The following is a 26,045-nucleotide window of genomic DNA, read 5'->3' as shown; positions in this document are numbered from 1 at the left end:
TGCACCCTGATGACGAGGCCAAAAAATGGCTGTTGAAACCCTGTATCGCAGTACCCGCGACTTGGAGACTACATTCGTGGACCGCAAACTTGCCGACGCACACGACCAGATGCTCGAACTGGCAGAGTCCCTGATGGAAGTCCTGTTGAAAAACGTGGAAGGCTTGACTGAAAAGCAGGCAGAAGACGCCGGTATTTTCATGGCCAAGAACCGCGCCGCCTTTGCAGCAGCGTTCAAGAACAACGCCAGCGCCCTGGCCGAGATCGGGCAGCCAGAGGCAGAGTAAGGAGGCCGGCCCGCCTCCGTTGATTCAGGGTGAACCAACAGGTTCAGGCAGACCGGCAACTCATCGTTTTACCGAAGGCTATTTGCGCCTTACGCCTGCCACAGGGTTTTACCGAAGAAGGTCAACGTGCGGTCCCACGCCAGTTGCGACCATGCGGCGTCGTATTGCGTGTCGGGGATACGGCCGTTGCCGATCGCTGTTTCGTTGGCAAAGGCATGGCGCGCCAGGTAACGGTAGAAGGTCGCGTCCACACCTGCCGCGTGCAGCGTTGACTCCAGCTCCGCGACGGTTTCGATGTTGAAAAAAGCATCCTGTGTGCCCCAATGGCCAATCAGCGGTGCTTTGATTTTTGCCGCATCCAGATATTCAAGCGGTGGGAAGCCATACCAGACCACACCCGCAGCCAGCTCCGGAATTGCATTGAGCGCCAACAGCGTCAACGCCCCGCCCATGCAGTAGCCGGTCACGCCCACTTTTTGCGAGTCGGCCTGCAGGTAGCGCACCGCACCCTTGATGTCCTGGGATACCGCATCGCCAAAATCCAGGCTGTCCATCAGGTGATGGGCTTCTTCCTCTTCCACGGTCGAGGCGCCGCGATAAAGGTCCGGCACCAGCACCCGGTAACCGCACTCGGCCAGGCGGATGGCCACGCCCTTGATCTGCTCGTTCAGCCCCCACCACTCTTGAATCAATACGATGGCCGGCGCCCCTTCCAGCACAGCCGGGCTGGCCAGATAGCCATTGACCCCGGCGCCGTCCGGACGCTTGAACGTTACGGAATGGGCTGTTGCTTGATTGGACATGAATATTCTCCGCAGCAAGTAGGAAAACGATAGCTGAGCAAGCACCTCAAAGCGCCAGCCCACAGAACCCTATCAGGATTTTTGCAGTTACAAACCCTCCTCTCCCATCGTTATGTACCACTGTGTATTAGCGCACCCGCGCGACATATTCGGGATACAAAACACCGGTCTACTGGGCCTGCCTGAACCTTCCCTGATCAATAAGCCGTGACCGAAGGTTCAATCACATAGGACCCGGAGAATAAAAATGCACCACTCAGCACCGGTTGATCGCCTGATCGTCAACACCTACACCAATGGCCTCATCGGCCCCAGCCAGAAGATGCTCGGCCCGCTCGCCGATGGCGGCACGCTTATCACCGGTACTCCGCCGGGGTGTTGGGGCCCAATGATCACGCCCGCATTTGAGGGTGGTCATGAGGTGACTCAACCCGTATTCATCGCCGGCGCAGAGGTTGGTGACGCCGTGGCCCTGAAGATCAAACGCATGCGCGTGACGTCTCTGGCCACTTCGTCAGGTGTCATGCGTTTTGTTGAGGGGCGTTATCATGGCGATCCCTTTGTCGCCAAGTTCTGTTCCAACTGTGGGCAGGAGCATCCCGCCAGCCATGTCGACGGCATCGGCGCCGACGCCATTCGTTGCAACACCTGCGGGGCGGAGGTCAGCGCATTTCGTTTCAGCCATGGCTACGTCATCGTGTTCGATGCCGAGCATCAGCTGAGCCTGACAGTGAACCAGTTGGTAGCCGACCGCCTCGCCGGCCAGGCACCGGATATGGCGGCGTTGCCGGAGATGTCCGCCCAGCATTCGATTCTGTCCCTGGCCCGCGCCGATATCCCCGGCCTTGCCGCGCACATGCGGCCGTTCCTGGGCAATATTGGCACCACGCCTTCACGGGATCTGCCGGATTCCCACAACTGTGCCGACTTCGGCCAGTACCTGGTCGGCGCGCCCCATCGCTACGGCATGACCCATGACCAACTGCATGCCGCGAAAACCGACGGGCACATGGACACCAACTCGGTACGTGAAGGTTGCGTGCTGATTTGCCCGGTGAGAGTCCCCGGCGCCGGGGTTTACATGGGCGATATGCACGCCCAGCAAGGCAACGGCGAAATTGCCGGGCATGCCACCGATGTATCGGGTGAAACCGAACTGACCGCCCATGTGATCAAGGGGTTGGCACTCGACGGCCCGATCCTGCTGCAGAACCTTGATGACCTGCCGCCCATGGCTCGTCCGATGACTGCCGAGCAACGGTTGCATGTCAAGGCATTGGGCGAGCGCTGGGGGCAGTTCGAGATAGAAGACAACGGACCCATTACGTTTATCGGCAGTGGCGCCGACCTCAACTTAGCGACGGAAAACGGCCTGGAGCGCGCAGCGGCCGTCACGGGCCTGTCGATGGATGAGGTGCGCAACCGCGCAACGCTTAACGGCTCGATTGAAATCAGTCGGCTACCGGGGACCGTCCGCGTCACGCTCCTGTGTCCGATGCACATTCTGGATCGCATGGGGGTCGGCTCACTGGTGCGTGAGAAGTATCAACTCTGACCGGTGTATCAGCGGTACAGCAAACGCTCGGCCAGCTCATCTGCCACCCGTGCGGGTGAGCGTTTTTCCGCCTGGGCGTGAGCGAAGATCTCGGTGAGGCGCGTGCCGATATTGGACAGGTGCGCGGTAATCGTTGGCAGTTCCGCTCCGCTGTGCTTGAGCGCGACGTAGATCAGGCCGCCGGAGTTGATCACGTAGTCGGGGGCGTAGAGGATGCCGCGGCCTTCCAGTTGGTCGGCCACTTGCAGGTTGGTCAGTTGCGCACTGGCGGAACCGGCCACGGCGGCGCAGCGCAACTGGCCAACGCTCTGACGGTTGAGCACGGCGCCCAGGCCGCAGGGCGCGAGGATATCGCACGGCGTGCTCAGCAACGCGTCGTTGGCGATGGGGTGCGCGCCCAACTGCTCCATGGCCAGTTGCACCTTGCCATGATCGATGTCGCTCACCAGCAGTTCCGCGCCGGCGGCGTGCAGCTGTTCAGCCAGGGCGTAACCGACATTGCCCAGCCCCTGAACCGCCACGCGCAGGCCTTCGAGGTTGTCGCTGCCAAGGCGCGCCATGGCGGTGGTGCGGATGCCGGCGAACACGCCCATTGCCGCATAGGGCGAAGGATCGCCTGCTGCAGTGGTGCTGGTGACGTAGCGGGTTTGTTGGGCGATGCAATCCATGTCGGCCACCGAGGTGCCGCTGTCGGTGGCGGTGATGTAGCGGCCGTCGAGTTGCTCGATGCAACGGCCGAAGGCTTCAAACAGGGCCGCGCGATTTTCCACGTGGCCAGGGCGCAGGATCACGGCGGTGCCACCGCCTACCGGCAAACCGGCCAGGGCCGCCTTGTAGCTCATGCCTTGGGCCAGGCGCGCGGCATCGGCCACGGCACTTTCGTCGTCGGGGTAGGAAAGATAGCGACAGCCACCCAGGGCCGGGCCCAGGCGACTGCTATGGATGGCGATGACCGCCTTCAGCCCGGTGACCGGGTCGACGCTCAAGTGCAGCGATTCAAGGCGGGTGCTGTGCATGAGAGCAAACATCGTCAAGCTCCCGAATCACTTCTGGTAGTGGGCCAAGTATAGGCTTGCGGCAGAAAACTGCCGGACCACGCTGGAATAAGACGCCCGTTTTCGCAGGACTTGCGACATAAGCGAGCAGGATATTCTTTAAGCCACTGGACGAAAATTCCCAGCAAGGCTAAAACGGGGGCATACGCCGGAGAATGCAATGAATCCCCGCAAAGCCTTTTTCGCCTGCCTGGAACGCTCCCCACCTGCGCTGTTTGAAGCGGCGTTGTGGATTGCTGCCGAGCATGACCCGACCGTACAACCCTCGCAGACCCTGCAGGAACTGACCTTGCTGCAACAACAGGTGAGCCAGGGCATGCCCCTGTTGCCGGCGGATGAACTCGGCCAGCCGCTGTTGCGACGCCTGAATGACCTGGGATTTGCCCAGGATGAATTCACCCCTTTGCGCCCCGCCGCCGCCCTGCTGGACAAGGTCTTGCAGCGCAAACGCGGGCAACCCCTGGCTATGGGCCTGATCGCCCTTGAGCTGGCGCGCCGCCTGGAAATCCCCATGGTCGGCGTGAATTTCCCCGGCCATTTCCTGCTGCGGGTACCCGGCGCCGATCACCTGCTGGATCCCTGCGGCGGTCGGCGGTTGTACCCCAACGATTGCCGCGACCTGTTGCAGCGCCAATACGGCCCCAACCTCAAGCTGCAGGCCGATCACCTGCACACCGCCGATCCACGTTCGATCCTGCAACGGTTGTCACGCAACCTGCGACAACTGCACCTTTCCAACGACATTCCACTCCAGGCCCTGATCGACGCCGAACGCGTGCTGGAACTGGGCAATGCCAGCGCCGCCGATTACCTGGCACGGGCGAGCCTGTATCAGCGCCTCGACTGCCCCAACGCCGAACGCTTCGACCTGGAACATGCGCTGATGCTCAGCGAAGACCCGATCCAGCGCCTGCGCCTGACCGAGCGCCTGGGGCACCTGCCGCCCAATTCAGTGGTGCATTAGGCCTGTGGCGCCTTGAGGGTATCCCCAGCCAACGGGCTCTTCGAACCTTCAGCTTCGGGCGAACGCACCTGAATGATCAACAGAGCCGCGATCACCGCCGGGATCGCGCAGAAAAAGAAAATCTGCTGCACCGGGATATGCATTGCCAGCAACAGGCTGCCAAACAACGGCCCCAGGATTGAACCAAAACGCCCCACTCCCAGCGCCCACCCCGTACCGGTGGCACGTACATGAGCGGGGTAGAAGTTACTGGCGAAGGCATTGAGGGTCAGTTGACCACCGATGATGCAAAAACCGGCCGCAACGACACAGGCCACCAAGTAGCGCGGGTTGTCATGGTTCAGGCCGAGCAGAAGCGTGCACACCGCTGCGGCGGCCAGTACGCCGGACAACAGCCGCACTTTGCGTTTCAAGCGGTCGGCGAACCAGGCCATGGCGATGGCACCCAAAGTACCGGCGAACAGGAACATCGAGGTCACCAGGTTGGCCTCTTTCAACGCCAACCCACTCTCCAGCAGTAACGACGGAAGCCAACTGATCATGAAATACAGCAGGATCAGGCTGACAAAAAACGTCGACCAGATCAGCAGCGTCGGACGTGCGTAGCCATTGCGGAACAGTTCCACCACCGTCAGTTTGCTGCCCTGCTCCTGTTGGTTTTCGGCCTCGGTCGCCAGCGGCGGTTGCCAGCCCGGCAGCATGCGTGACGTCACGTTCTGCAACCGTGCATAGGGTGGTGCATCACGCAGCAAACGCGGCAATGATTCCGGCAGCAGCCATACCAGAAACGGGAACAACAGCAATGGCGTCACGCCACCCGCCAGAAACACCGCCTGCCACCCAAAGCCTTCGATAAACCCCGCCGCCACAAACCCGCCCGCCGCACCGCCGAACGAGAAGCCACACGCCGCCAGGGTCACCATCAAGGTACGCAGGCGCGGCGGCGAGTATTCCGACATCAACGCCATCGCACTCGGCATCGCGCCCCCCATACCGATGCCGCAGATAAACCGGGCGGCCATCAGTGTGGTCAGCGAGTTGGCGAACACCATCAACACGGTGAGGCTGGCGTAGATCAGCACACAGCCGAGCAGGATGCGCCGCACGCCGAACCGATCCGCCAGCGGCGTCACCAGCAACGACCCCAAGGTAAGCCCCAGCAGGTTGGCGCTGAAGACCGGGCCAAATGCAGCCTTTTCCAGCCCCCAGTCCTGGGCCAGCGCCGGCACCACGTAACCCAGCACTTGGGCGTCATAGCCGTCGGTCACCAGCAGCAGCGCCAGCAACAGGAGAATCAACCACTGATAGCGCGACACCGGACGGGCGTCGAGTGCCGCGCGAAAGCTGGCAAGCTGATTGTGCATCGCAAGTACCTGTTTTTTATTTTTATGGAACAGCAGGAATCAGGCAGCGGGTGTATCCGGCTGATTGGCGGGGTGTGCCCGCACAAATGCCGGGTGCTGGGCCGCCAACGCCGCCACCCGTCCAATGCGCGGGTAACTGGCCAACGGCACCTTGAAGCGCTCGGCCGCATACAGTTGCGGGATCAGGAACGTATCGGCCAACCCCGGCTGCTCGCCGAAGCAAAACCCTTGGTCGCCGATCAACTGTTCCACCGCGCCCAAGCCCTGGCTGATCCAATGCCCGATCCACTCCAACAGTTGCGCCTCGTCATGCCCCCATTGGCGCAGCAGATTCTGGGTGCTGGAGTTATGCAGCGGATGGATATCGCAGCCGATGATCGAGGCCACCGCACGCTCATGAGCGCGGGTCGCCAGGTCCCTGGAGAGCAGCGGCGCCTGTGGATAACGTTCGTCGAGGTACTCGATGATCGCCGGCGACTGAATCAACAGTTCGCCCTCCTCGGTACGCAAGGCCGGGACACGACCTTGCGGGTTGATCGCCAGGTACTCGGGCTGGCGATGGGCACCGCCCGCCGGCACCAGCAGGTTGACCGGCACGGCGGTGAAGTCCAGGCCCTTGAGCGCCAGGGCGATGCGCACCCGATACGACGAGGTGGAACGGTAGTAGGTGTAGAGTTCCATCGCCCTGCCCTCCTAGCGTGCCGCGATCACGGTGCCGCGGCATTCGCCGAAGCCGATGGAGGCGAAGCCTTCACGGTTGCAGCGCGCACGCAGGATGATTTCATCACCGTCTTCGAGGAACTTGCGCACCTCACCGGACGGTAATTCGACCGGCTTTTTACCGCCTTCGGTCATTTCCAGCAGGCTGCCGAACTGGCCGGCTTGCGGGCCGGACAAGGTGCCCGAACCAAACAGATCGCCCGCCTGCAATTGGCAACCGTTGACGCTGTGGTGCGCCACCAATTGCGCGACAGTCCAGTACATGTGCAGGCTGTTGCTCAGGGCCAGGCGATGGGCCGGCAGGTTCTGCTCGCGCATGGCGGCGGTGGTGAGCAGTACTTCCAGCTCGATATCCAGCGCACCTGCGGCCTGGTCACGTTTATCCAGCAGATACGACAGCGGCTGCGGGTCGCCTTCAGGGCGCGCCGGCTGCGCTTTGCGGAACGGTTCCAGGGCTTCGGCCGTCACCACCCAAGGCGAGATAGTGGTGATAAAGCTTTTCGACAGGAACGGCCCCAACGGCTGGTATTCCCAGGCCTGGATATCCCGTGCCGACCAGTCATTGAGCAAACAGAAACCGGCGATGTGATCGGCCGCATCGCCAATGGCAATCGAATCACCCATCTCATTGCCCTGGCCGATCCAGATGCCCAGCTCCAATTCGTAATCAAGGCGTGCGCACGGGCCGAAGGTCGGCTCGCTCTGGCCGGCCGGCAGGGTTTGGCCTTTGGGGCGGCGTACATCGGTGCCCGAGGTGCGAATAGTCGAAGCACGGCCGTGGTATCCAATCGGCACGTACTTGTAGTTGGGCAGCAGAGGATTGTCGGGGCGGAAGAGTTTGCCGACGTTTTGCGCGTGCTCGATGCCGACGTAGAAGTCGGTGTAGTCATTGATCCGCGCCGGAACGTGCATCTGGCAATCGGCAGCGCGATGCAGCACCTGCGCTTCACGGGTGTGCAACGTGCTGCCTTCGGCCAGCAACTCCAACAGACGCTCGCGCAAGGCCACGCGCGGGCCGCGGCCCAGTGCAAAAAACGCGTTCAGTTGGCCACCCGCGGTCGCTTCGACCGCACGGCGGGCTTCACCGTCAAACTCATCGATGGCGGCTTGCAGATCCAGGATCGAGTCGCCGATCGCCACGCCAGCACGCGGGGTCGAACCGTTGACGCTGAACACGCCCAACGGCAGGTTTTGCAGGGAAAAATCGGTGTGACCATTGGCGGAGGCCACCCAGCTGCGGGTAAGTGTAGGCTGAGTCATGGGTTATCTCCGGTTCGGGTTGAAGGTGGCGGGCAGCGAGGCCCAGCACGCGTCGTAAGTGTTTTGCAGTTGCGGGCAGTCCAGGGCGAACTGGGTGGGACGCAGCACTTGGCTGGTCTCAAACATGAAGGCCATGGTGTTATCGATCTTGTGCGGCGCCAGGTCCACGTTGATGGCCTTGGTGCAGGTCTCGCCGTCCGGGCCGTGGGCGCTCATACAGCTGTGCAGCGACGCGCCACCGGGCAGGAAGCCTTCGGCCTTGGCGTCGTAGGCCCCCTGGATCAGGCCCATGTATTCGTTCATCAGGTTGCGGTGGAACCACGGCGGACGGAAGGTGTTCTCAGCCACCATCCAACGTGGCGGGAAGATCACGAAGTCGAGGTTGGCCAGGCCGTGGGTGCTGGTAGGTGAGGTCAACACAGTGAAGATGGACGGATCCGGGTGGTCAAAGCTCACGGTGCCAAGGGTGTTGAAGCGGCGCAGATCGTATTTGTACGGCACGTTGTTGCCGTGCCAGGCGACCACGTTGAGTGGCGAATGGTCCAGCTCACAGGCCCAGAGTTCGCCGAGGAATTTCTGCACCAGCGTTGTTGGTTTTTTCACATCTTCGTAGTGGGCAACCGGCGTCAGGAAGTCGCGTGGATTGGCCAGGCCATTGCTGCCGATAGGGCCCAGGTCCGGCAGACGCAGCGGCGCACCATGGTTCTCGGCGACGTAACCGCGCGCTTGCGTATCCAGCAACTCGACGCGGAATTTCAGGCCACGAGGCAACACGACGATTTCCAGCGGCTCCACCTCCAGCACGCCAAGCTCGGTAGCAATACGCAGGCGACCCAGCTCCGGCACAATCAACAACTCGCCATCAGCGTTGAAGAACACACGCTCCATGGAACGGTTGGCGCGGTAGGTGTAGATGCTGATGCCTGAGGGCTTTTCTGCCCCTGAATTGGCGACCATTCCTACAAGCCCATCGATGAAGTCCGTCGGTTCGCTCGGCATATCCAACGGGTTCCAGCGCAAGCGATTAGGCGTTACCGCCCCCAACGGCCCCCCGGCCAGTTGCCGCTCAAGTTTGATGAATGCCGGGTGATTGGCCGACGGCTGAATGCGGTACAGCCAGGTCCGCCGGGCTTCACTGCGCACCATGGTGAACGCAGTGCCAGAGAACAGTTCGGTGTACAGCCCGTAGGGCGCTTTTTGCGGGGAGTTCTGGCCGATCGGCAGCGCGCCGGGCAAGGCTTCGCTGGCGAATTCATTGCCGAAGCCCGACAGGTATTCGAGGTTCATGGATCGTCCTCTACACGGAAGTTGTTTTTATCGTAATCCAGTTACGCATAACGTAATTTGATCACCATCGACCGTCAAGCTATAAAGACGCCCATTCATCTCTCGGATTCTCGCCCTTCCATGGAAAAGCCCCGCGACACCGGTAAACAGAAAGTCCGCTCGGCCGAAGTCGGCACCGATATCCTCAAGGCTCTGGCCGAACTGTCGCCGGCCACTTCGCTGTCACGCCTGGCCGAGCACGTGCAGATGCCGGCGAGCAAGGTGCACCGCTATTTACAGGCGCTGATCGCCTCGGGTTTTGCCGAACAGAACACCGCCACCAACCACTACGGCCTGGGCCGTGAAGCGTTGCGCGTGGGCTTGGCGGCGCTGGGCAGCATGGATGTGTTGAAAGTCGGCGCGATGCCCCTGGCGGAGCTGCGCGATGAACTGAATGAAACCTGCTTTTTAGCCGTGTGGGGCAACCAGGGCGCCACCGTCGTGCAGATTGAGCCGGCGGTGCGCGCGGTAACAGTGGTCACGCAATTGGGCTCGGTGCTGCCGCTGCTCAGCTCGTCCACCGGGCTGGTGTTCAGCGCTTACCTGCCGTCGCGGGAAACCGTGGAGCTGCGTGAGCGGGAAATCCAGGCCGGCATCGCTCATGCCCTGGCGGATGACCAGGCCTACGCCACCACCTGCGAGCAGATCCGCAGCCGTGGTCTGCACTTCGTGCACGGGTTGTTGATGCCCGGCGTCGATGCCCTGTCGGCGCCGGTCTTCAATGCCATCGGCCAAGTGGCGGCGGTGATGACCGTCGTTGGCCCCACCTCGTTGTTCCATGCCGACGAAGATGGCCCGGCGGCGCAGCACTTGCTGGCGGCGACCCGGGCCGTGAGTTGGCGCATGGGCTATCAGCCCTGAACTAGTCGTGCCACTGGACCAGGGCCAGCGCCACGCGGTTTTCCAGGGCGCGGATCGGTGCGGCGGTACTCAGGTAGTTGTTGCTGATAATAGAAAACACCAGGCGCCGGCCCTGGGCGTCGGTGATGTAGCCGCTCAACGATGACACGCCGGCCATGGAGCCGGTCTTGGCATGCAGGTTATTTTCGGCCGGCGTCCCGCGCAGTCGATAACGCAGGCTGCCGCCGCTTATGCGATCGGTGTTACCGGCGATCGGCAAGGCGTTGTACCAGGCCTCGAACCAGGGTTGTTTGGCCGTCGCCAGCAGCAGATCGGTGAGGTTTTGCGACGACACCAGATTGCGCCGCGACAAGCCCGAACCATCGACCTGGCTCAGCGTCATCGGGTCCAAACCTTGGCGTCGGATAAAGTCTGCCACTGCCGCGACACCGGCCTGCGCCGTCCCTGCATTGGACGCCTTGCGGCCCATGGCCTTGAGGAAGGCTTCGGACATGTTGTTATTCGACAGTTTGAGCAGCGGTGTGAGCAGTGCCTGCAGCGGCGCCGATTGATGCTCGGCCAGCACCCTGGCCGTGACCGGACTTGCGCCACCGATCACACGCCGCCCCAGCACCTGAATGCCCTGCTGCGCCAACGCCTGCTCAAACAGATTGGCCACCAGTTGCGTCGGCTCCCACACACTCACCCACTGTCGACTTTGCTTGCCCGGCGCCAGCGTGCCGGTGAGCTGCAACAGATTGGTGCCATGCTGGCGGGTGATGCCGTAGTTGTTGCCGGGGCCGCTGACAGCACGGTTGCTCAGTTGCACGTAGTCGGTAGACGGGCTCACCACCACGCTGACCGGTTGGCCAACCCCGCTAGGGGCCTTCGCCGTGACCAGCAACGTCCCCGCATCAAAATCCGTGTTCGGCGATACGGTCAACGCTGAAATCTGCGCACCGTAATAGGTACTTTCATCGTCGTGAGCCCAGTCCACACCCAGGCGCTCGGCGTCGAAAAAGGTATCGTCGAAAACCAGGTCGCCCTGGACCTGACGCACGCCTTGGGCTGCAAGCTGTGCCGCCAATGCCTGGTAATCAGCGAACTGCGTGGTCGGATCACCCAGGCCCTTGAGGTACAGGTTACCGGTGAGGCGCTCGCCTTGCAGCGTGCCATTACTCAGCAATTGGGTAGAAAAACGGTACTGCGGCCCCAGCACATCCATCGCCGCTGCGGTGGTGAGCAATTTGAGATTGGACGCGGGGATCAACCGTGTACGCGAGTTGTGTTGATAGAGCGTGCTACCGCTACGGGCATCACGCACCATCAGGGAAACAGTGGCGCCGTTGAGGGCCGGGTCAGCCAGGAGTTGCTCCAGGGTTGCCGGGGTGGAAGTCGGTGAAACACTCGCGCAACCACCCAGCAAAAAACTCAAGCACAGCAGATGTAGCCATCGTCCAAAATGCATCAGTATCGTTTCCGCCAAGACATCAATGGCGGCAACGCTACCACAACCCCCTTAGAACTCCAGGGTGCTGGACACCGACACCTGCCGTGCATCGCCCATGGACACAAACAAGCGGCTCGCCGCCGAGGTGTAGTAGACGCGGTCGAACATGTTCTTCACGTTGAGCTGGAACTTGACCTTCTGCCCATCGATCTTGGTGTCGTAGGTGGCGAACGCATCCGCCACGGTATACCCCGGCAAGGTGAAATCGTTGGCCGCATCGCCTGCGCGTTCACCGACGTAACGTGCACCGGTCCCCACCCGCAACTGGTCGCCACCAAAGATGTTGCCGAAGTCATAGGCGACAGCCAACGAGCCGGTGTGCTTGGCGACGTTTTGCAGACGGTTGCCTTCCAGGGTCGGGTCCTTGTCCTTGACGTCCAGCGCATCGGTGTAAGCGTAGCTGCCGATCAGGCTCACCTTGTCGGTCAACTGCCCGGTAGCGTCGAGTTCCAGGCCACGGGAACGCACCTGGCCGGCAATGCTGTAGACGGTGTTGGCGCCTGAGCCAACAGAGACGAGCACGTTGCGCTTGTCGATATTGAACAACGCCGCGCTGGCGGTGATGCGTCCCGGAATGTCGAGCTTGGCCCCCAGTTCCCAGGACTTGGACTCCTCGGGCGTGAGGTCGCCGGTCAAGGTGCTGCCATCGGCCAAGGCGGCGATGGTGGAATTGGGTTTGAACGACTCGGTGTAGCTGCCGTAGAACGACAACTCATCGGTGTAGCGATACACCAGGCCCGCGCGCGGCACCCAGGCCTGGCCGTTGCCGTTGGTGTTGGCCTTGAACGGTACGCCTTTGCCGGCGTATTGGTCATACATCTGGTAGCGCGCGCCGGCGACAAAAATCCACTGTTCGTTCAGGTGGATGGCGTCCTGGAAGAACAACGAATCGCTGCGCAGCAGGTCGGTCTGGGCACTGTCGGCGGGGCTGACGGTCGTGCCCGCCACTTCGTTGCCGTACACCGGATTGTTGTAGTTGAAGCTGGTGGCGCGCGAACTCTGGCGGATCAGGTCGGCGCGGTAGATCTTGCGGTACTCGTCATCCAGGCCGAACACCACATCGTTTTGCAGGCCGAACACATTGACTTTGCCTTCCAGACTCGCCGTGGCGAAGCGGTCCGTGGTGATCGCGCCCTGGGTGCCGTCCATCTTGCGGGTCAGCGTGCCGTTGGCGTTCACCGCACTCACACGCACTTGACTGGCGTCGTAGGTCTCGCGGTTCCAGCTGTAGCCGAAATGGGCTTTCCAATCATCGTTCAGGTCATGATCGGCTTCGAAGCGGTACAGGTCGGAACGGCCTTCCATGTTGTTGAAAGGTTCATCCAGACGGCGTGTGGCTGGGATGTCCAGCGGGTGATTGGTCTTGGGATCGATGGCGGTGCCACGGTCGAACGGCGTGAGAAATTCGCGGTGTTCGTAGGCAAACAGCAATTGGGTGCTGTCACCGTACCAGGCCAGGGACGGCGCGATCAGGCTCTCACGGTGAGTGCCGAAGTTGCGCCAGTAATCTTCGTCTTCATGGTCGACGATCAGCCGGTAGGCCAAGCCGCTGTCGCCAATCGGGCCGGTGGTGTCGAGGCTGCCGCCGCTGCCGTTCTTGCCGTCACCAAAGGTGGAGCCGCGCACGGTCAGAGCAGTGGAGCGCATCAGCTCCGGCTTTTTGCTGACGATGTTCACCACGCCGCCCGGGTCCTGAATGCCGTACAGCAGCGACGACGGGCCCTTGAGCACTTCGACGCGCTCGGCCGTAGCATTCAGCGCGCGCCCCTGCACGATGGGCATGCCGTCGCGCATGATCGAACCGTTACGGTTGTCGCCGAAGCCCCGCAGCATCACGGCGTCCTGGGTGCTGGCCAAGGTATTGGCCTGGGTGATGCCGCTGATGTTGGCGAGGGCGTCATCCAGATTACGCGGGGTCTGGTCACGCAGTACTTGGGCAGGCACCACATTGACGGTTTGCGGGGTTTCCAGCAGCAGCGCGTGGGAGCGCATCACCGAACTGGTGGGCGGCGGCTGGTAGCTGGTGCTGTCCTCGGCTTGCTGGCCGACACCGCTGATGGTGGTGGCGCCGAGGTTGACCGCGCCCTCCGTCGGCACCGGCTCAAGCGCCAGGGTGCGGGCATCGATCTGACGGAAGGTGAAGCCGGTGTTGCTCAGCAGGCGTTGCAGGGCCTGGGTCGCGCTCATTTGCCCGCTGACCGCCGGGGCACTGAGGCCGTAGGGCGCTTCATCGGTGTAGATCACGCTGATGCCGGTGACGCGGCTGAAATCGCTCAAGGCCTGGGGCAGCGGCTTGGCCGTCAGGGCGAAGTTGAACCGGGCGCTTTGCTGCTCCTGCGCCTGCGCCACACTCAAGGGCAGCAGCGCCAGCCCCGATACCGCCAATACCGAGGCTCCCAGCCACTGTTTAACCCAACCGCCCGCCGTCGACTTCATGCTGTGAGAACCCGTGTAGAAAACGCTGTTAATGCGAATAGATCGCAGTTTCAAGCACTACACGGATGGGCCGTGGATTTACCTCACTTTTATTTGCAACTTTTTTGTTTATTGCGCCTGGATGCAAAACCCCATGCGCGGGAAATGCACATGCACGGTGCCGCCACGTTCGTCGGTACGGCGCAGGATCAGCTCTTCGCGCCCGGCGAACAGCAGTTCCCCAGCGACCGGGTCGGTGCCGTAGTCGGTGGCGGAAATGGTCACCTGCTGGCCGGCCTTGAAGCCGTTCAAGTCCTCGAACACTTCTTCAGGCAAAACAGCCGGTGCAGCGTTACGCGATACCTCCAAGGCTTGCTCGGCGCTCATCTGGATAGAGGTGCCATGGCCGAACCCCAGCACACGGTCCAGCCAGGCAGCGACGGTCGGATAGGCGTCCACCAACGGCGACGTCACTGAAGAGCCTTTGAGGAACCACAGTGGGTGGGCCAGGGCAAAGTCGGCAATCGACGGCTCGCCGAACAGGAAATCCCCCGCCGGGTGCTGCAACTGCTGATGGATGCGATGAATGATCGTCGGCCACTGGTGCTTGGCCTGGTCCAATTGCACACGGGTTGCGGTGCCGCCGCTGAACAGCTTGCTGCGATCCGCCACCAACACCTGGATCATTTCCGGCGGCACCTTGGCAAATTTCACCGCCAGGGATTCCGGCTGGAACACCAGCGCCACAGCATGGGAAAACACCACCGAGTCCGCCCAGGCCGCGAAGCCTTGAGTGACCAGTTCCAGGCCGTGGGGGAACAGTGCCGGCGCAGACTTTTCCTGCTCCAGGCGACGGGCAATCAAGGCGGTGTCACAGTAGATATCTGCGCCGACCTGCAACACCGGGGTCTTGCGATAACCGCCGGTGAGGGCTGTCAGGTCAGGCTTGGGCATGACGGGCGAGATATGCACCGAGTGCCAGGACAATCCCTTGAAACCCAGAAGCAGGCGGGCTTTTTCAGCAAAGGGGGACTGCGGGTAATGGTGGAGGATTAACTCAGACATGCCAGGCTCCGCGCTAGAAATGAACCGCTAGCTTAGCCTGCAACCACAGGAAACGGGGCGATGGGAACCCATCAGTCAAATCAATGAGCCACTGGCCGCCAGGCACTCCTTGGCGCTCTTCTTCAACTTCTTGATCAGGCGTTCCTGGCGCAGCGCTTCGCCCTTGGACGCGCATTGCTCGGTGTACACCAACGCCACGGCAGGGCTCGACAAAAAGAACCGGGCGCCCTTGCCGCTCTGGTGCGAGGCAAAGCGGCGCACCGGGTCATTGCTGATGCCGCAATACAGGGAACCATTGGCGGCGCGCACCAGGTAGACGAACCAGGGTTTGGGTGCGGAAGGATCAGTCACGGGCGATGTCTGCAAACCAGAGGAACGCTAATCTTATCAACGACCGGCCTGGAATGCCTTCAACCCTTTGAGCGCCTGGGCGCGCACGGCGTTTTTCAGCGCAGGCGACCAGCCCAGCAGCAGGCCTTTCAAGCCCAGGGCCTGGCGCGACCAACGCCACAGATCGAAGTGGTCGTGGTGCTCGCAGATTTTGCCATCGCGAAACACGAACCGCGCACCGATGTCGTTGACCACCGTATTGCCGGTGGCGCTGAACAGGTACGTCGCGACCCAATGCGCACTGCCGGTGCTGTCATCGCTGCGCACATGGTCGAAGGTCAGGGAGAAGTCCTTGGCGCGGGTGGTGAGCATGCGCCACATATCCCCGGCATCGCGGCCACGCAGCTCGCCAAAGGCCGGGTCGCTGAACACCACGTCGTCGGTGTAGCAGGCGGCCATGGCTTCAGCGTCCAGGCGCTGGAAGGCGCTGTAGAACTCGGTGATCAGGGCGTTATGGGCATCACTCATGGGCAGGGTCCGCTGGCGTCGAAAAGATAGCCGCACGATAAGCCGCCGGCAGCGCCAAGGCTAGCAACATTCGCCGCGCAAATGGGCGGCTTGCCGCGCCGGGCTCAGGGCACCATGCCGCTGCTGCGGGCGTAGGCGAACAGATCCACATCGGTAGAAATGCACAGCCGGTTCATCGCCGTGCTTTTCTGCTTGCTGATGGTCGAAATGCTGCGGTTGACCCGCGCCGCGATCTGGCTGACGGTCATGCCGCTGGCGAGCATGCGCACCACTTCGCGCTCCTTGCAGGACAACTGCGGCACGGCTTGCTGATTGCCCGTCCCGGCCTCCGCCAGTTGCGCACGCAAACATTCGCTGACGAAGGTGCGCCCTTCACTGACGGCGGCAATCGCCAGCGGCAGTTCACGGGCCGACGCGCTTTTGGCCAGGACCGCCCGGGCCCCCTGGGCAAACGATTCGCGCAAGGTGGCGACACTGGCAAACATGGTCACCAGAATCACCGGCAAGTCCGGATGCCGGCGCCGCATCAGGCCCAGCAAGCTATAACCGTCAGCTTGCTGGTTACCCGGCATGGCAAAATCCGTGACCAGGATGTCGCACGGCGTGCTGTCCACCAGCGCCAGCAACTGATCCGGACCGTCGGCCTCGGCAACGACTTTGCATCGGCCATTGGCTTCTATCACCACTTTCTGCCCGATACGCACAATGGGATGATCGTCAGCAATAATTACGCGAAGCATGAGCACCACCATGATGGCAACTTGAATCCGCGCAAAATACTCCCGGATCGGATCAGCAACAACCGCCCCTGAAAGCAGTAATGGCAGATAGCCCAGCAATCCCTGGAAACAGGATTTTGCCCTACAGAAAAAAAGGAAATACCCCACTCCGAAGACCTACAACACGCATCAGCATGAGCTGTCATCCATTTCCTAACGCCGACAAATAGTTCAAATACCCGATCAAGTCACTGCGCAATGCGAGCAAGCGCGGAAGGTGCATGGCCACGCCGTCGCGGTTGATCGCTTCGATCAACAGTTGACCACGCCTTTCCAGCGGTGTGGCACCGAAGAATGCCACGCTACCGATCAAGCGGTGCAAGTGCTCGACCGTTGCCTGCGCGTGCAGGCCGTCGGCGGCCTGGGCCAGCGCATGCAGATCGATCTCGGCTTCGTACACCAGGCTCGCCAGGATGCCGGGCAACGCCTCCGGGCATCCGAACAGTTGACCCAGCCGTGCGCGACTCGGCCAGCGCCCTTCGACCGCCACCATCGGCTGCACCGCCTCGCTGATACGTGGGCCGGGCAGCCAGTCGCCGAGCACCTGGCGCAGTTGTTGGAAAGTCACCGGTTTGTCCAACCAGGCATCCATGCCGGCGGCCTGGCACTGCTGGATTTCATGCGCGCCCAGCTTGCCGGTGAACGCGATGACCGGCACGCCCTGCGTTCCGGCGCGCTGTTCGCGGCGGCGCAGTTCGCGCGTCATGGCAAAGCCGTCCATCACCGGCATTTGGCAGTCGCTGAAAATCAGGTCGACACAGGTAACGTCCAGAAACGCCAGCGCGGCCTGGCCATGTGCGCACACTTCAAAAGCCAGCCCCAGCCGCTCGAACATGGCGCCCATCAGCAGGCAGTATGCGGGGTGATCGTCCACCAACAACACTTTGAGCTCACGCCAATGCACGGTCGACGGGGGCTGCGCGACCCGGTCATCCCCTGCTTGGTCGCCTGGGATAGGGTCTGAAGACATGACTACCTCAACTTCAAAAAGCGCGCGGCGCCGGAATCGGCAACCTCAACGGCTGGCACACCATCCACCGACGGAGGGGCCGCGGTTCAAGCGCTGACGCTCAGACCTGTTCGAATGTGCTGTGGAAAAACTATCGGCCGGAACGCTAGTTGAATGAGCGCGCTGAAGCGATACAACAACTACGAAATCCTTAAATTTCCTACACACACTAAAACGAGTTCCGACAAGTCGATTGGGCGTGTGCGACACCCGTTCATTGTCGTATTTGTTGTATTTGCCAGACGCCTTCCCCCCGATAAATTGCCCGGCATCCCCTAAGCGGGACGCGACCGGCCACTCCAGGCGTTCGCCACCTCGTTGCCGACGCGTCCTCCCTTGACCCCTCGGCAATCAGCTTTGCACTGGAAGCTCGATCACATGAAAAAGCCCTTAGCCGCCCTCACCGCCGCCGTCGCCCTTGTCTGCAGCGGCATGACGTTTGCCGCCAGCACCGTGGAACTGGCGGTCGTTGGCGTGATTACCCCGAGTGCCTGCACACCGACGTTGTCCGGCAATGGCCTGGTGGATCACGGCAAGCTCTCGGCCAAAGACCTGAACCTCACCACGGCGACCAACCTGCCCACCGCCCGGCTGCAATTCAACGTCGACTGCGAAGCCCAGACCCTGTTTGCGCTGCGCACCACCGACAACCGCGCCGGGTCGTCGACCAGCAGCTACGGTTACGGCCTGGGCTTGATCAACAACCTGCAAAAAATCGGCACGTTCTGGATTTCCCTCAGGAGCCCGGTGGCCGACAACGTCGCCGCCGAGCCCATCGAGTCATTGGACGGCGTGAGCTGGCGCCCCATTGACGATGTGATGTGGCAGAGCCAGTACCTGGCGGCGTTCGGCGACGGTTCGACGGGGCAAAACCGTAAGCCGATCCCGCTCAAAAACGTGATCGTCGACCTGTTGGTCGACACCCAGATCGCCGCCGCCAACAGCCTGGACCTGAGCAATGAAGTGCTGATCGACGGCTCCACCACGATCGAAGTCAAGTACCTGTGACCCATCCACTCAGGACATTACCCAGAGAGGTTGTTCGTTCCATGGATAAATATGTCCCAGCGCTGCTGGCGAGCCTGTTACTGGCCACTGTGCCCAGCGCCTTGGCTGGCAGCCAAACCGACCTGCGCGTGACCGGCGCGATCACGCCCAAAGCCTGTATCACGGGCTTGTCGAACGACGGCGTGATCGACCACGGCAAAGTCACCGTGCGCGACCTCAACCCGGACCGACACACGCTGTTGCCCCCCAATTCCCTGCACCTGAGCGTGCAATGCGAGGGCTCGACGCTCTTTGCCTTGACCACCATCGACAACCGTCAAGGCACCGCGGTGATTCCCAACCATCACGGCCTGAGCACGACGTCCCAAGGCGAGAACCTGGGCAGCGTGTCCCTGGCTTTGAGCAACCCGGTGGCGGATGAGGCGGCCGCGCGCACCATCGTGTCACTGGATGGCGGCACCAGTTGGGCCGCCGGAACCCAGCTGAGCCACCTCAACCTGCTCGCGGCTGCTTCGGCCGACAACACCACCCGGCCCATGGCGGTGACGCGTTTCGACGCGGACGTTGCGCTCTACACCCGGATCGCCCGCGCCGACGGCCTGACCCTGACCGATGAAGCCCCCCTCGACGGGCACGTGACCGTCGAGGTGCGTTACCTGTAACCCCTGCACCCCCTGTATGCCTATCCTTCCCTGGAGCTTTACCCGCATGAAAAAGTTACTCCACACCAGCGTTGCCGGTCTGTTGATCGCCAGCGCATTACCGGCACTCGCCGCGTCCACCGTGGACCTGACCGTCAAGGGCCTGATTGTGCCCTCGGCGTGTACGCCAAGCCTGTCGGCCAACACCGTCGACATGGGCCGGGTGTCGGTCAAGGACCTTAATCAGGAAAGCCGCACCCTGCTGAACCCGAGCACCTTGTCGCTGAGCGTCGACTGCGAGGCCGCGACGCTGTTCGCCATGAAGGCCACCGACAACCGCACTGATTCCAGTGCCAACGCCGGCGAGTTTGGTATCGGCAAGACCGCCGCCGGCGAACCGATCGGCGGCTACGGTCTGTTTCTCGACAACGCCGTGGCCGACGCGGTCGCCGTCCAAACCATTGTTTCTTACAACGGCGGCACCACCTGGTTCACTCATTATGAAGACGACCTTTGGCAATCCACGAGTCTGATCTCAATCAAGGCAATCGGTACGGCGTCAACACCCATCCCGGCCAAGAACACGCTGATGGCGCTTTCCGTCAACCCGTTCATCCACCCGGCAAAGAACGTGACCATCAGCGAAGACACCGCGATCGATGGTTTGGCCACCATCGAAGTCAAGTACCTGTAACGCCACTGCCCTTCCCGAAGCCCGTATCGCCGTTCACCTGTATGGGCTGGGCATGCCCCCTTTCCCTGGAGCTTTACCCGTGATGAAAAAACTACTCAGCACCAGCGTTGCCGGCCTGTTGATCGCCAGCGCATTCCCGACATTCGCCGCATCCACCGTCGACCTGAGCGTCAAGGGCCTGATCGTACCCTCGGCGTGTACGCCAAGCCTGTCGGCCACCACCGTCGACGTCGGCCGGATTTCGGTCAAAGACCTGAACCCGGAGGCGTCAACCTGGCTGACCCCGACCACCCTGCAATTGGGCATCGACTGCGAGGCACCGACACTGTTTGCCATGCAGACCACTGACAACCGGGCAGACTCCGGTGACATCGGCCGATATGGCATCGGCAAGACGCTCGCGGGTGAGCGTATCGGTGGTTACATCATGCTCCTCGACAAAGGGGTCGCCGACGGGGCTGCCGTCACACATATCTTCTCGATGGACAACGGCGCCAGTTGGGGCACCCATGATCCGGACACTAACTGGTCAAAAAACCTCATTATTTCAATCCGCGACCCCAACGCAGGGCGCATCCCTGTCGCGGCCAAGAACACCGCGATGGAGCTCGCGGTAAGGCCGTTCATCCTGGCGGCAAAGAACCTGACGCTCACAGACGATACCCCGATTGATGGCTCGGTCACGATCCAAGTCAAGTACCTGTAACGCCGCCTGAGCCGATGCCCGTACCACCGTTCAACACCAGGTAACTCACGCCATGACCCTGCTTATTCGCTTGCCGGCCCTCGCCTCGCTGTTGCTGACGACGCCCTTGGCCTTCGCCCTCTCGACTGTGGAGTTGGACGTCAACGGGCGAATAACCCCCAGCGCCTGCACCGTATCGTTGTCGGACAACGGCCTTGTCGACCACGGCAGGATCCTCGCGACGACACTGCACCCCAGTGAGTACACCGTGCTGCCGAATCAGCAAATGGGCTTGAGTATCAGTTGCGAAGGACCGGTGTTGTTCGCTCTGGTGGGCATCGACAACAAGCGCGAGTCATCGCTGGCGCCGGACTACTTCTATGGGCTGGGCATGAACCCTCACGCCCCCGACGAACGCCTCGGCTCGGTCAGCCTGTCATTGCGCGGGCCGGTTGGCGATTCGCAGTTGATGCAGACCCTGACCTCATCCGACCAGGGCGCCACCTGGAAACCCGAGCCTTACGTGTACCCCGGCCTGTTCATGGGCTTCGCCCACGCTGGCGATGCGTTGCCCGCGCCGATCCGGCTGCTGGTGGCCTCTCTGCGGGTCGACACCTCGATCAGCCCGGCCAACACCTTGACGCTCCACGAAGAGGTGCCCCTCGATGGCTCGATCACGCTGAACCTGCGTTACCTCTGACCCTGCGTCGTCAGCGCCCCGGTCACGTGCCGAGCACATGGCGGCCCCCTTGAAGCACCTTGTATTGAAGAGCCCTGTTATGAACCTGTTTCTTTCCGTTTGGCGTGCGATGCCGCGCCTCTGCTGCGTGGCACTGGCCGTCTTCGGCGCAACCGTCGCGCGTGCCGACGGCATGGTCCCGGACACCTCGGTGGTGATCGTCAACGAGGCCGACGGCGAGGCTACGGTCTCGGTCACCAACACCGACAACAAAATGGCCCTGCTGCACGTCACCCTCGAAAACATTCCCGAGGACAGCGACACCTTGCTGTTCGTGACCCCACCCCTGACCCGCGTCGAAGCGTCCAAGAGCCAGCTGGTGCGCTTCATCCTGCAAACCCAGGCGCCGCTGCAAACCCAGCGCCTCAAGCGCGCGATATTCGAAGGCATGCCCGCCCAACGCGACCCGGCCCAGGCCGGGCGCGCGCAAGTGGGCGTGACCGTACGCCAGAACCTGCCGGTGATCATTCATCCCAAGGGGCTGGCACCGAATCGCACACCGTGGCTGGGCCTGAGCTGGACCTTGAAGGCCGACCAACTCAGCGTCCACAACCCTACCCCGTATGTAGTGCGCCTGGCCCAGGAGCTGCAACTGCTGCCCGGCAATGCCTCGGCGATGCTGCCGCGCACCTACGTGCTGCCCGGCGAAACACTGACCATGACCGCCAGCGGCACCGGCACCGGCACCACCCGCGTGCGCCTGCAACCGGCCACCGTGTATGGCTTTGCCGTCGAGCCCCACGACGCGCCCATAACCCTGTGATGCAACGGCGCCCAGGGATGCAACGGCGCCACGATAACGAAGTGGCCACCCACTGAAGGCCACCGGGAAGACCTGACGCGATAGGGAATCACGCCGGGTACTTCCATCATCCGAGTGCATTTGTGTGAACACAGTCATTCATTACCGTGACGGCAAAGCCGTGCCCGGCGTTTCACCGCACCTCGCCTTGCTTGTGCTGACACTCAGCCTGGGGTTGCCGACAAACCTGGCCTGGGCACAGACGCCGTCGTCGAGCGATTCCTTTGACCCACAGACCCTGCTCCAGCGCGGCATCGACCCTGAACTCGCGAGCCTGCTGATGCAGGCCCCGCGGTTTACCCAAGGCCGCCACGCGCTCAACCTGACGGTCAACGGCCAGCGGCGCGGGCGCGTCGATGTGAGCATCGATCAGCACGGCGCAACCTGCTTCGACCCGCCGCTGCTGAACGCCGCGCAGTTGGTGACGCCGTCTTCGGGCCCGGCCGAGGAAAGCCGTTGCTACGACTTTCTCCAGCAATACCCGCAAACCGTGATTGAGCATGACCCGGCCAACCTGAACCTGAACCTGGTGGTACCGACCCAGGCGCTGCGCCCGGTCACCCAGGACATTTCCGGCTATCAGACCGGCGGGTTTGCCGCGCTGCTCAACTACGACGTGACCGGCCTGTACAACCACTACGGCGACGACGCCAGCCGCTTCGGCTCGGCCAATACCGAGGTCGGCTTCAATGCCGGCGACTGGATCGTGCGCAGCCGCCAGGTGCAGACCTGGCAAGACAGCACCTCAAGCACCACCCACCTGGACGCCTACGCCCAGCGCACCTTCGCCAGCCACCAGGCGGTGTTGCAGGCCGGGCAGATCAACCTCTACAACCCGGTGCTCGCCGGGGCACAAATCACCGGCGTGCAAGTGCTCACCGAACAGGCCCTGCAAGATCAGAACCAGGGCGCGACCATCGATGGCATCGCCAATGGCCCGGCCCAGGTGGAAGTGCGCCAGAACGGCACGTTGATTCACTCCACGGTGGTGCCCGCCGGTCCGTTCAGCCTGAGCAGTGTGCCGCGCCTGAATGGGCGCTCCGACGTCGAAGTCACGGTCAAGGAAAGCACCGGCGAGGAACGCCGGTTCACCGTGCCCGCCGCCATGCTCGGCCTGGGCCTGCCCGCGCCTGGTTACTCGGTGGCGGCCGGGCGGGTGCGCAATATCGGCGACGGCCCAGGCGCTGAACCCTGGGTGGTGAGTGCGGGCTGGAGCGCCTCGCCGCATCCGCAGGTCAGCTTCGGCAGCGGGCTGTTGGCGGCCGAGGCCTATCGCTCGGCGGGCCTGAGCCTGGGGCTGTTGCCTTGGCAGGATAGCCAGGTGCAAGTCGCCGTGGTCGCCTCCGAAGCCTCGCGGCGCACCCAGGAGCGCGGTGTGCAGACCGACCTGTCGTGGTCGCAGAAACTGAGCGAGCGCTGGGCCTTCACGGCGGCCAATTCCTGGCGCACCTTGGGCTACCGCGACCTCAGCGAGTCGACCTACGTCGTCGACACCCGCGAGCAGCAACGCACGCGCTACCGCGACCAGCAGAGCGCCACCACCTCGTGGTCGCATCCGTGGCTGGGCGCCTTCAGCGCGGGGTTTTCGCGTTCGTCCTCGTTCCAGGGCGACAGCAGCAGCCGTGCCCTGGCGTCCTGGGGCACGCAAATCGCCGGCATGTCGGTGTCCGCCACCGCCGAATGGCACATGGGCGGGCGTCGCTATAACGACGACAGCCTGTACCTGACGGTCAGTCTGCCCCTGGGCGAAAGCCGCCGAGGCCGCGCGTGGGTGCGCAATTCCGGTGGCGAGCACCGCACCGGGCTTGGGCTCAACGAACAGATCAACGACCATTTGGCGTATCGGGTCGGCGTCGAACATGACACCCGCGACCGCGAGGTCGAGTCGTCCCTGGGCGTTTCGGCCCTGCCGTTCTACAGCCAGCTGGACTTCAACTACACCCGCTCCGACGCCGAACGCTCCAGCTACCAGGGCGGCGCACGCGGCGCGGTGGTACTGCACAGCGACGGGTTGACGTTCTCGCCCTACCCGGTGCGCGACACCTTTGCCGTGCTGTCGGTGGGCGACATGGCCGGGATCAAGGTCAATACCCCCAGCGGCCCGGTGTGGACCGACTGGCAGGGTCAGGCCGTCGCGCCCCAGCTCAGCGCCTATGGGCGCAGCCCGCTGGAAGTGCAAACCCGCTCGCTGCCGCGCAATGCGGACATCCACAACGGGCTCGCGGTGGTCTCGGCAGGGCGCGGCGCGGTGGACCGCATCGAGTTCGGCGTGTCGCTCACCCGCCGCGCGCTGCTGACCCTGGACACCCCGATGCCACGCGGCTCGACCGTGACCACCGAGGACGGCGAGTTCATCACGCTGGTCCAGGAAGGCAACCAAGTGTTCTTGTCCGACGTGCTCGACACCCGTTCGCTTTGGATCAAGGCCGCCGATCAGCCGCGCTGCCACTTGCGCTTTGAACTGCCGGCCAAGGCCGACCCCCACGTGTATTTCGAAACCGCCCCGGCCCGCTGCCAGCGGCCTTGAGGAACGCCCCATGAAACGTCACCACTGCCTGGCAGCCCTGCTGCTGTGTACCGGCACCGCCCTGGCCCAGGACGACTGCCGCCTGGACCTGAGCGAATCGCGCCTGGATTTTGGCCTGATGAACCGCGCCATTGCGTCAACGCCGACCGCCGAGCGACTGCTCGGTGAACGACGCCTGTCCTTGACCCTCAACTGCCCGGAAACCGCCGACATGAGCCTGTTCTACCGCGCCCTGGCCGCCGGCACCGAGCGTTTGCGCTTCACCGACGGTGGCAGTTACCGCGTGCAAGTGCATGACGCCGTGCTCGATGGCCGCGCGGTGCAACTGGGCCTGCTCGCCGGCCCCGGCCAGGCGCCCGCCCAGGTGGCGGCGAGCCTGACTTGGCGCGCCGACCATGGCATCGTCCCGCTGCACGACGGCCAGCCCGTCGCCGGGCGCAGTTTTTCTGCACAACTGCAGGTCAATGCCTGGGCCCGGGAAGAGGCGTTTCGGGTGCGCGATGCCGAGACCTGGGACGCCTCGGCGCTGGTCGATGCCCCCGCGTCCGGACGCTCGCGCGAGCTGCATCTGCAAGCGCGCTTCGCGCCAGCGGCCTGCACGCCCACCCTGGCCAACAACGGCACGGTGGACTTTGGCAAGTTGTCGGTCAGCGATTTGCGTCGCGACAAAGACACCGCCCTGCCCGCCCGCGCGTTGGGTCTCACGGTCAGCTGTGACGGCCCGACCCCGTTTGCCCTGGTCATGCACGACAACCGCGCCGGCTCAGCCACCGGCGGCATCGATGAAACCGCCTACGGCCTGGGCCTGGATGCACGCGGGCAGAAAATCGGCCGCTATTACCTGTTGGTCGACCCCGCCCAGGCCAGCGCCGACAACCTGCCACAGCTGTATCGCACCGACTCCACCACCGGCGGCGCCGCCTGGAGCAACGCCAGCGCCAGCACAATTCCCCTGGGCGCACGCAGCCTCCTGGGGTTTACCGCCACAACCGGCAGCACAGAAGGCCCGACGGCCCTGCAAAACCTCAGCGCGCTACTCAGCCTGAAAGCCTTTGTCGCGCCGCTCGACAGCCTGGACCTGAGCAGTGAAGTGCGGCTCGACGGTTCGGCGACCCTGGAAATCACCTACTTCTAAGCACC

25 protein-coding genes are annotated in these 26,045 nt (G+C 62.8%); 12 read left to right on the top strand and 13 right to left on the bottom strand.

The features are described 5' to 3' along the window. Positions 1-25 precede the first annotated feature (25 nt). Entirely contained in the window at positions 26-286 is a 261-nt protein-coding gene (locus AB4N92_RS17285; RefSeq protein ID WP_010212914.1) for a YebG family protein, read from the top strand. 89 nt (positions 287-375) lie between these two features. Here AB4N92_RS17285 and AB4N92_RS17280 read toward each other — a convergent pair whose 3' ends face one another. Continuing rightward, positions 376-1,089, bottom strand: a complete 714-nt coding sequence (locus AB4N92_RS17280; RefSeq protein WP_236266902.1) for a dienelactone hydrolase family protein — start codon at positions 1,087-1,089, stop codon at positions 376-378. A gap of 247 nt (positions 1,090-1,336) precedes the next feature. Between AB4N92_RS17280 and AB4N92_RS17275 the strand changes: the two genes are divergently transcribed. Next, positions 1,337-2,644 carry an acetamidase/formamidase family protein gene (locus AB4N92_RS17275; RefSeq protein ID WP_236266901.1) on the top strand — a complete coding sequence of 436 codons (1,308 nt, stop codon included), beginning with the start codon at positions 1,337-1,339 and terminating at the stop codon, positions 2,642-2,644. A gap of 8 nt (positions 2,645-2,652) precedes the next feature. On the opposite strand, the gene AB4N92_RS17270 is transcribed toward AB4N92_RS17275, so the two are convergent. Next, a complete protein-coding gene (locus tag AB4N92_RS17270; protein ID WP_045791286.1) occupies positions 2,653-3,672 on the bottom strand; it encodes a Leu/Phe/Val dehydrogenase in 1,020 nt (339 codons plus the stop codon). Between the two features lie 187 nt (positions 3,673-3,859). Between AB4N92_RS17270 and AB4N92_RS17265 the strand changes: the two genes are divergently transcribed. Beyond that, entirely contained in the window at positions 3,860-4,663 is an 804-nt protein-coding gene (locus tag AB4N92_RS17265) for a SirB1 family protein (protein ID WP_010212919.1), read from the top strand. On the opposite strand, the gene AB4N92_RS17260 is transcribed toward AB4N92_RS17265, so the two are convergent. Genes AB4N92_RS17260 through hmgA form a run of 4 tightly spaced genes read right to left on the bottom strand, consistent with a single transcriptional unit; the run spans position 4,660 to position 9,294 of the window. Next, complete coding sequence (locus AB4N92_RS17260) at positions 4,660-6,027, bottom strand: MFS transporter (protein WP_021491836.1); 1,368 nt, start codon at positions 6,025-6,027, stop codon at positions 4,660-4,662. The genes AB4N92_RS17265 and AB4N92_RS17260 overlap by 4 nt on opposite strands. A gap of 39 nt (positions 6,028-6,066) precedes the next feature. Continuing rightward, positions 6,067-6,708, bottom strand: coding sequence for a maleylacetoacetate isomerase (gene maiA / locus AB4N92_RS17255; RefSeq protein ID WP_010212921.1), 642 nt, complete (start codon positions 6,706-6,708; stop codon positions 6,067-6,069). A gap of 12 nt (positions 6,709-6,720) precedes the next feature. Beyond that, positions 6,721-8,007, bottom strand: coding sequence for a fumarylacetoacetase (gene fahA, locus AB4N92_RS17250; protein ID WP_236266900.1), 1,287 nt, complete (start codon positions 8,005-8,007; stop codon positions 6,721-6,723). 3 nt (positions 8,008-8,010) lie between these two features. After that, positions 8,011-9,294 (bottom strand): homogentisate 1,2-dioxygenase, encoded by a 1,284-nt coding sequence (gene hmgA, locus AB4N92_RS17245; protein WP_044286672.1) that lies wholly within the window; start codon positions 9,292-9,294, stop codon positions 8,011-8,013. Between the two features lie 120 nt (positions 9,295-9,414). Here hmgA and AB4N92_RS17240 point away from each other — a divergent pair, with 120 nt between their 5' ends. Then, on the top strand, positions 9,415-10,194 hold the full coding sequence (locus AB4N92_RS17240) for an IclR family transcriptional regulator (protein WP_010212925.1): 780 nt from the start codon (positions 9,415-9,417) through the stop codon (positions 10,192-10,194). Position 10,195: 1 nt separating this feature from the next. Here the strand turns inward: AB4N92_RS17240 and dacB are convergent, their stop codons facing one another. The 7 genes from dacB to AB4N92_RS17205 all read right to left on the bottom strand — a co-directional run bounded on the left by dacB (position 10,196) and on the right by AB4N92_RS17205 (position 17,770). Further along, a complete protein-coding gene (gene dacB / locus AB4N92_RS17235; RefSeq protein WP_154847643.1) occupies positions 10,196-11,641 on the bottom strand; it encodes a D-alanyl-D-alanine carboxypeptidase/D-alanyl-D-alanine endopeptidase in 1,446 nt (481 codons plus the stop codon). 51 nt (positions 11,642-11,692) lie between these two features. Beyond that, complete coding sequence (locus AB4N92_RS17230; protein ID WP_236266899.1) at positions 11,693-14,119, bottom strand: TonB-dependent siderophore receptor; 2,427 nt, start codon at positions 14,117-14,119, stop codon at positions 11,693-11,695. A 108-nt stretch (positions 14,120-14,227) separates the two neighbouring features. Continuing rightward, positions 14,228-15,163: a glutathione S-transferase family protein gene (locus tag AB4N92_RS17225; RefSeq protein WP_021491838.1), complete on the bottom strand. Its 936-nt coding sequence runs from the start codon at positions 15,161-15,163 to the stop codon at positions 14,228-14,230. Positions 15,164-15,238: 75 nt separating this feature from the next. After that, entirely contained in the window at positions 15,239-15,514 is a 276-nt protein-coding gene (locus tag AB4N92_RS17220; RefSeq protein ID WP_010212929.1) for a GIY-YIG nuclease family protein, read from the bottom strand. Positions 15,515-15,550: 36 nt separating this feature from the next. Continuing rightward, the gene (locus AB4N92_RS17215) at positions 15,551-16,021 is read right to left on the bottom strand and encodes a nuclear transport factor 2 family protein (RefSeq protein WP_010212931.1); all 471 of its coding nucleotides are present in this window, start codon (positions 16,019-16,021) and stop codon (positions 15,551-15,553) included. Between the two features lie 104 nt (positions 16,022-16,125). Then, the gene (locus AB4N92_RS17210) at positions 16,126-16,761 is read right to left on the bottom strand and encodes a response regulator (protein ID WP_236266898.1); all 636 of its coding nucleotides are present in this window, start codon (positions 16,759-16,761) and stop codon (positions 16,126-16,128) included. A gap of 181 nt (positions 16,762-16,942) precedes the next feature. Then, on the bottom strand, positions 16,943-17,770 hold the full coding sequence (locus AB4N92_RS17205) for a response regulator (protein WP_021491839.1): 828 nt from the start codon (positions 17,768-17,770) through the stop codon (positions 16,943-16,945). Positions 17,771-18,187: 417 nt separating this feature from the next. Between AB4N92_RS17205 and AB4N92_RS17200 the strand changes: the two genes are divergently transcribed. The 8 genes from AB4N92_RS17200 to AB4N92_RS17165 all read left to right on the top strand — a co-directional run bounded on the left by AB4N92_RS17200 (position 18,188) and on the right by AB4N92_RS17165 (position 26,040). Continuing rightward, a complete protein-coding gene (locus AB4N92_RS17200) occupies positions 18,188-18,817 on the top strand; it encodes a DUF1120 domain-containing protein (RefSeq protein WP_010212935.1) in 630 nt (209 codons plus the stop codon). Between the two features lie 41 nt (positions 18,818-18,858). Next, positions 18,859-19,479 (top strand): DUF1120 domain-containing protein, encoded by a 621-nt coding sequence (locus AB4N92_RS17195; protein ID WP_460127676.1) that lies wholly within the window; start codon positions 18,859-18,861, stop codon positions 19,477-19,479. 46 nt (positions 19,480-19,525) lie between these two features. Further along, a complete protein-coding gene (locus tag AB4N92_RS17190; RefSeq protein WP_042571687.1) occupies positions 19,526-20,152 on the top strand; it encodes a DUF1120 domain-containing protein in 627 nt (208 codons plus the stop codon). Between the two features lie 82 nt (positions 20,153-20,234). Next, a complete protein-coding gene (locus AB4N92_RS17185; RefSeq protein WP_010212938.1) occupies positions 20,235-20,858 on the top strand; it encodes a DUF1120 domain-containing protein in 624 nt (207 codons plus the stop codon). A gap of 52 nt (positions 20,859-20,910) precedes the next feature. Further along, positions 20,911-21,537 (top strand): DUF1120 domain-containing protein, encoded by a 627-nt coding sequence (locus AB4N92_RS17180; protein WP_010212939.1) that lies wholly within the window; start codon positions 20,911-20,913, stop codon positions 21,535-21,537. A gap of 79 nt (positions 21,538-21,616) precedes the next feature. Then, complete coding sequence (locus AB4N92_RS17175) at positions 21,617-22,339, top strand: fimbria/pilus chaperone family protein (RefSeq protein ID WP_021491841.1); 723 nt, start codon at positions 21,617-21,619, stop codon at positions 22,337-22,339. A gap of 124 nt (positions 22,340-22,463) precedes the next feature. Further along, on the top strand, positions 22,464-24,905 hold the full coding sequence (locus AB4N92_RS17170) for a fimbria/pilus outer membrane usher protein (protein ID WP_010212944.1): 2,442 nt from the start codon (positions 22,464-22,466) through the stop codon (positions 24,903-24,905). Between the two features lie 10 nt (positions 24,906-24,915). Then, complete coding sequence (locus AB4N92_RS17165; RefSeq protein WP_045791292.1) at positions 24,916-26,040, top strand: DUF1120 domain-containing protein; 1,125 nt, start codon at positions 24,916-24,918, stop codon at positions 26,038-26,040. Positions 26,041-26,045: the final 5 nt, after the last annotated feature.

The organism is Pseudomonas sp. S3_A09 (assembly GCF_054668065.1).
The sequence above is the reverse complement of the archived record's forward strand: the minus strand, read 5'-3'. Positions and strand labels throughout refer to the sequence as shown.

Bases quoted from the DNA above. Each gene is read 5' to 3' on its own strand.
- AB4N92_RS17165 (WP_045791292.1), top strand. From the start codon at position 24,916: ATGAAACGTCACCACTGCCTGGCAGCCCTGCTGCTGTGTACCGGCACC.
- AB4N92_RS17210 (WP_236266898.1), bottom strand. From the start codon at position 16,761: ATGCTTCGCGTAATTATTGCTGACGATCATCCCATTGTGCGTATCGGG.
- AB4N92_RS17275 (WP_236266901.1), top strand. From the start codon at position 1,337: ATGCACCACTCAGCACCGGTTGATCGCCTGATCGTCAACACCTACACC.
- fahA (WP_236266900.1), bottom strand. From the start codon at position 8,007: ATGACTCAGCCTACACTTACCCGCAGCTGGGTGGCCTCCGCCAATGGT.
- AB4N92_RS17185 (WP_010212938.1), top strand. From the start codon at position 20,235: ATGAAAAAACTACTCAGCACCAGCGTTGCCGGCCTGTTGATCGCCAGC.
- AB4N92_RS17215 (WP_010212931.1), bottom strand. From the start codon at position 16,021: ATGAGTGATGCCCATAACGCCCTGATCACCGAGTTCTACAGCGCCTTC.
- AB4N92_RS17175 (WP_021491841.1), top strand. From the start codon at position 21,617: ATGAACCTGTTTCTTTCCGTTTGGCGTGCGATGCCGCGCCTCTGCTGC.
- AB4N92_RS17285 (WP_010212914.1), top strand. From the start codon at position 26: ATGGCTGTTGAAACCCTGTATCGCAGTACCCGCGACTTGGAGACTACA.
- AB4N92_RS17240 (WP_010212925.1), top strand. From the start codon at position 9,415: ATGGAAAAGCCCCGCGACACCGGTAAACAGAAAGTCCGCTCGGCCGAA.
- dacB (WP_154847643.1), bottom strand. From the start codon at position 11,641: ATGCATTTTGGACGATGGCTACATCTGCTGTGCTTGAGTTTTTTGCTG.
- AB4N92_RS17230 (WP_236266899.1), bottom strand. From the start codon at position 14,119: ATGAAGTCGACGGCGGGCGGTTGGGTTAAACAGTGGCTGGGAGCCTCG.
- hmgA (WP_044286672.1), bottom strand. From the start codon at position 9,294: ATGAACCTCGAATACCTGTCGGGCTTCGGCAATGAATTCGCCAGCGAA.
- maiA (WP_010212921.1), bottom strand. From the start codon at position 6,708: ATGGAACTCTACACCTACTACCGTTCCACCTCGTCGTATCGGGTGCGC.
- AB4N92_RS17225 (WP_021491838.1), bottom strand. From the start codon at position 15,163: ATGTCTGAGTTAATCCTCCACCATTACCCGCAGTCCCCCTTTGCTGAA.
- AB4N92_RS17270 (WP_045791286.1), bottom strand. From the start codon at position 3,672: ATGTTTGCTCTCATGCACAGCACCCGCCTTGAATCGCTGCACTTGAGC.
- AB4N92_RS17180 (WP_010212939.1), top strand. From the start codon at position 20,911: ATGACCCTGCTTATTCGCTTGCCGGCCCTCGCCTCGCTGTTGCTGACG.
- AB4N92_RS17260 (WP_021491836.1), bottom strand. From the start codon at position 6,027: ATGCACAATCAGCTTGCCAGCTTTCGCGCGGCACTCGACGCCCGTCCG.
- AB4N92_RS17190 (WP_042571687.1), top strand. From the start codon at position 19,526: ATGAAAAAGTTACTCCACACCAGCGTTGCCGGTCTGTTGATCGCCAGC.
- AB4N92_RS17265 (WP_010212919.1), top strand. From the start codon at position 3,860: ATGAATCCCCGCAAAGCCTTTTTCGCCTGCCTGGAACGCTCCCCACCT.
- AB4N92_RS17205 (WP_021491839.1), bottom strand. From the start codon at position 17,770: ATGTCTTCAGACCCTATCCCAGGCGACCAAGCAGGGGATGACCGGGTC.
- AB4N92_RS17280 (WP_236266902.1), bottom strand. From the start codon at position 1,089: ATGTCCAATCAAGCAACAGCCCATTCCGTAACGTTCAAGCGTCCGGAC.
- AB4N92_RS17200 (WP_010212935.1), top strand. From the start codon at position 18,188: ATGAAAAAGCCCTTAGCCGCCCTCACCGCCGCCGTCGCCCTTGTCTGC.
- AB4N92_RS17195 (WP_460127676.1), top strand. From the start codon at position 18,859: ATGGATAAATATGTCCCAGCGCTGCTGGCGAGCCTGTTACTGGCCACT.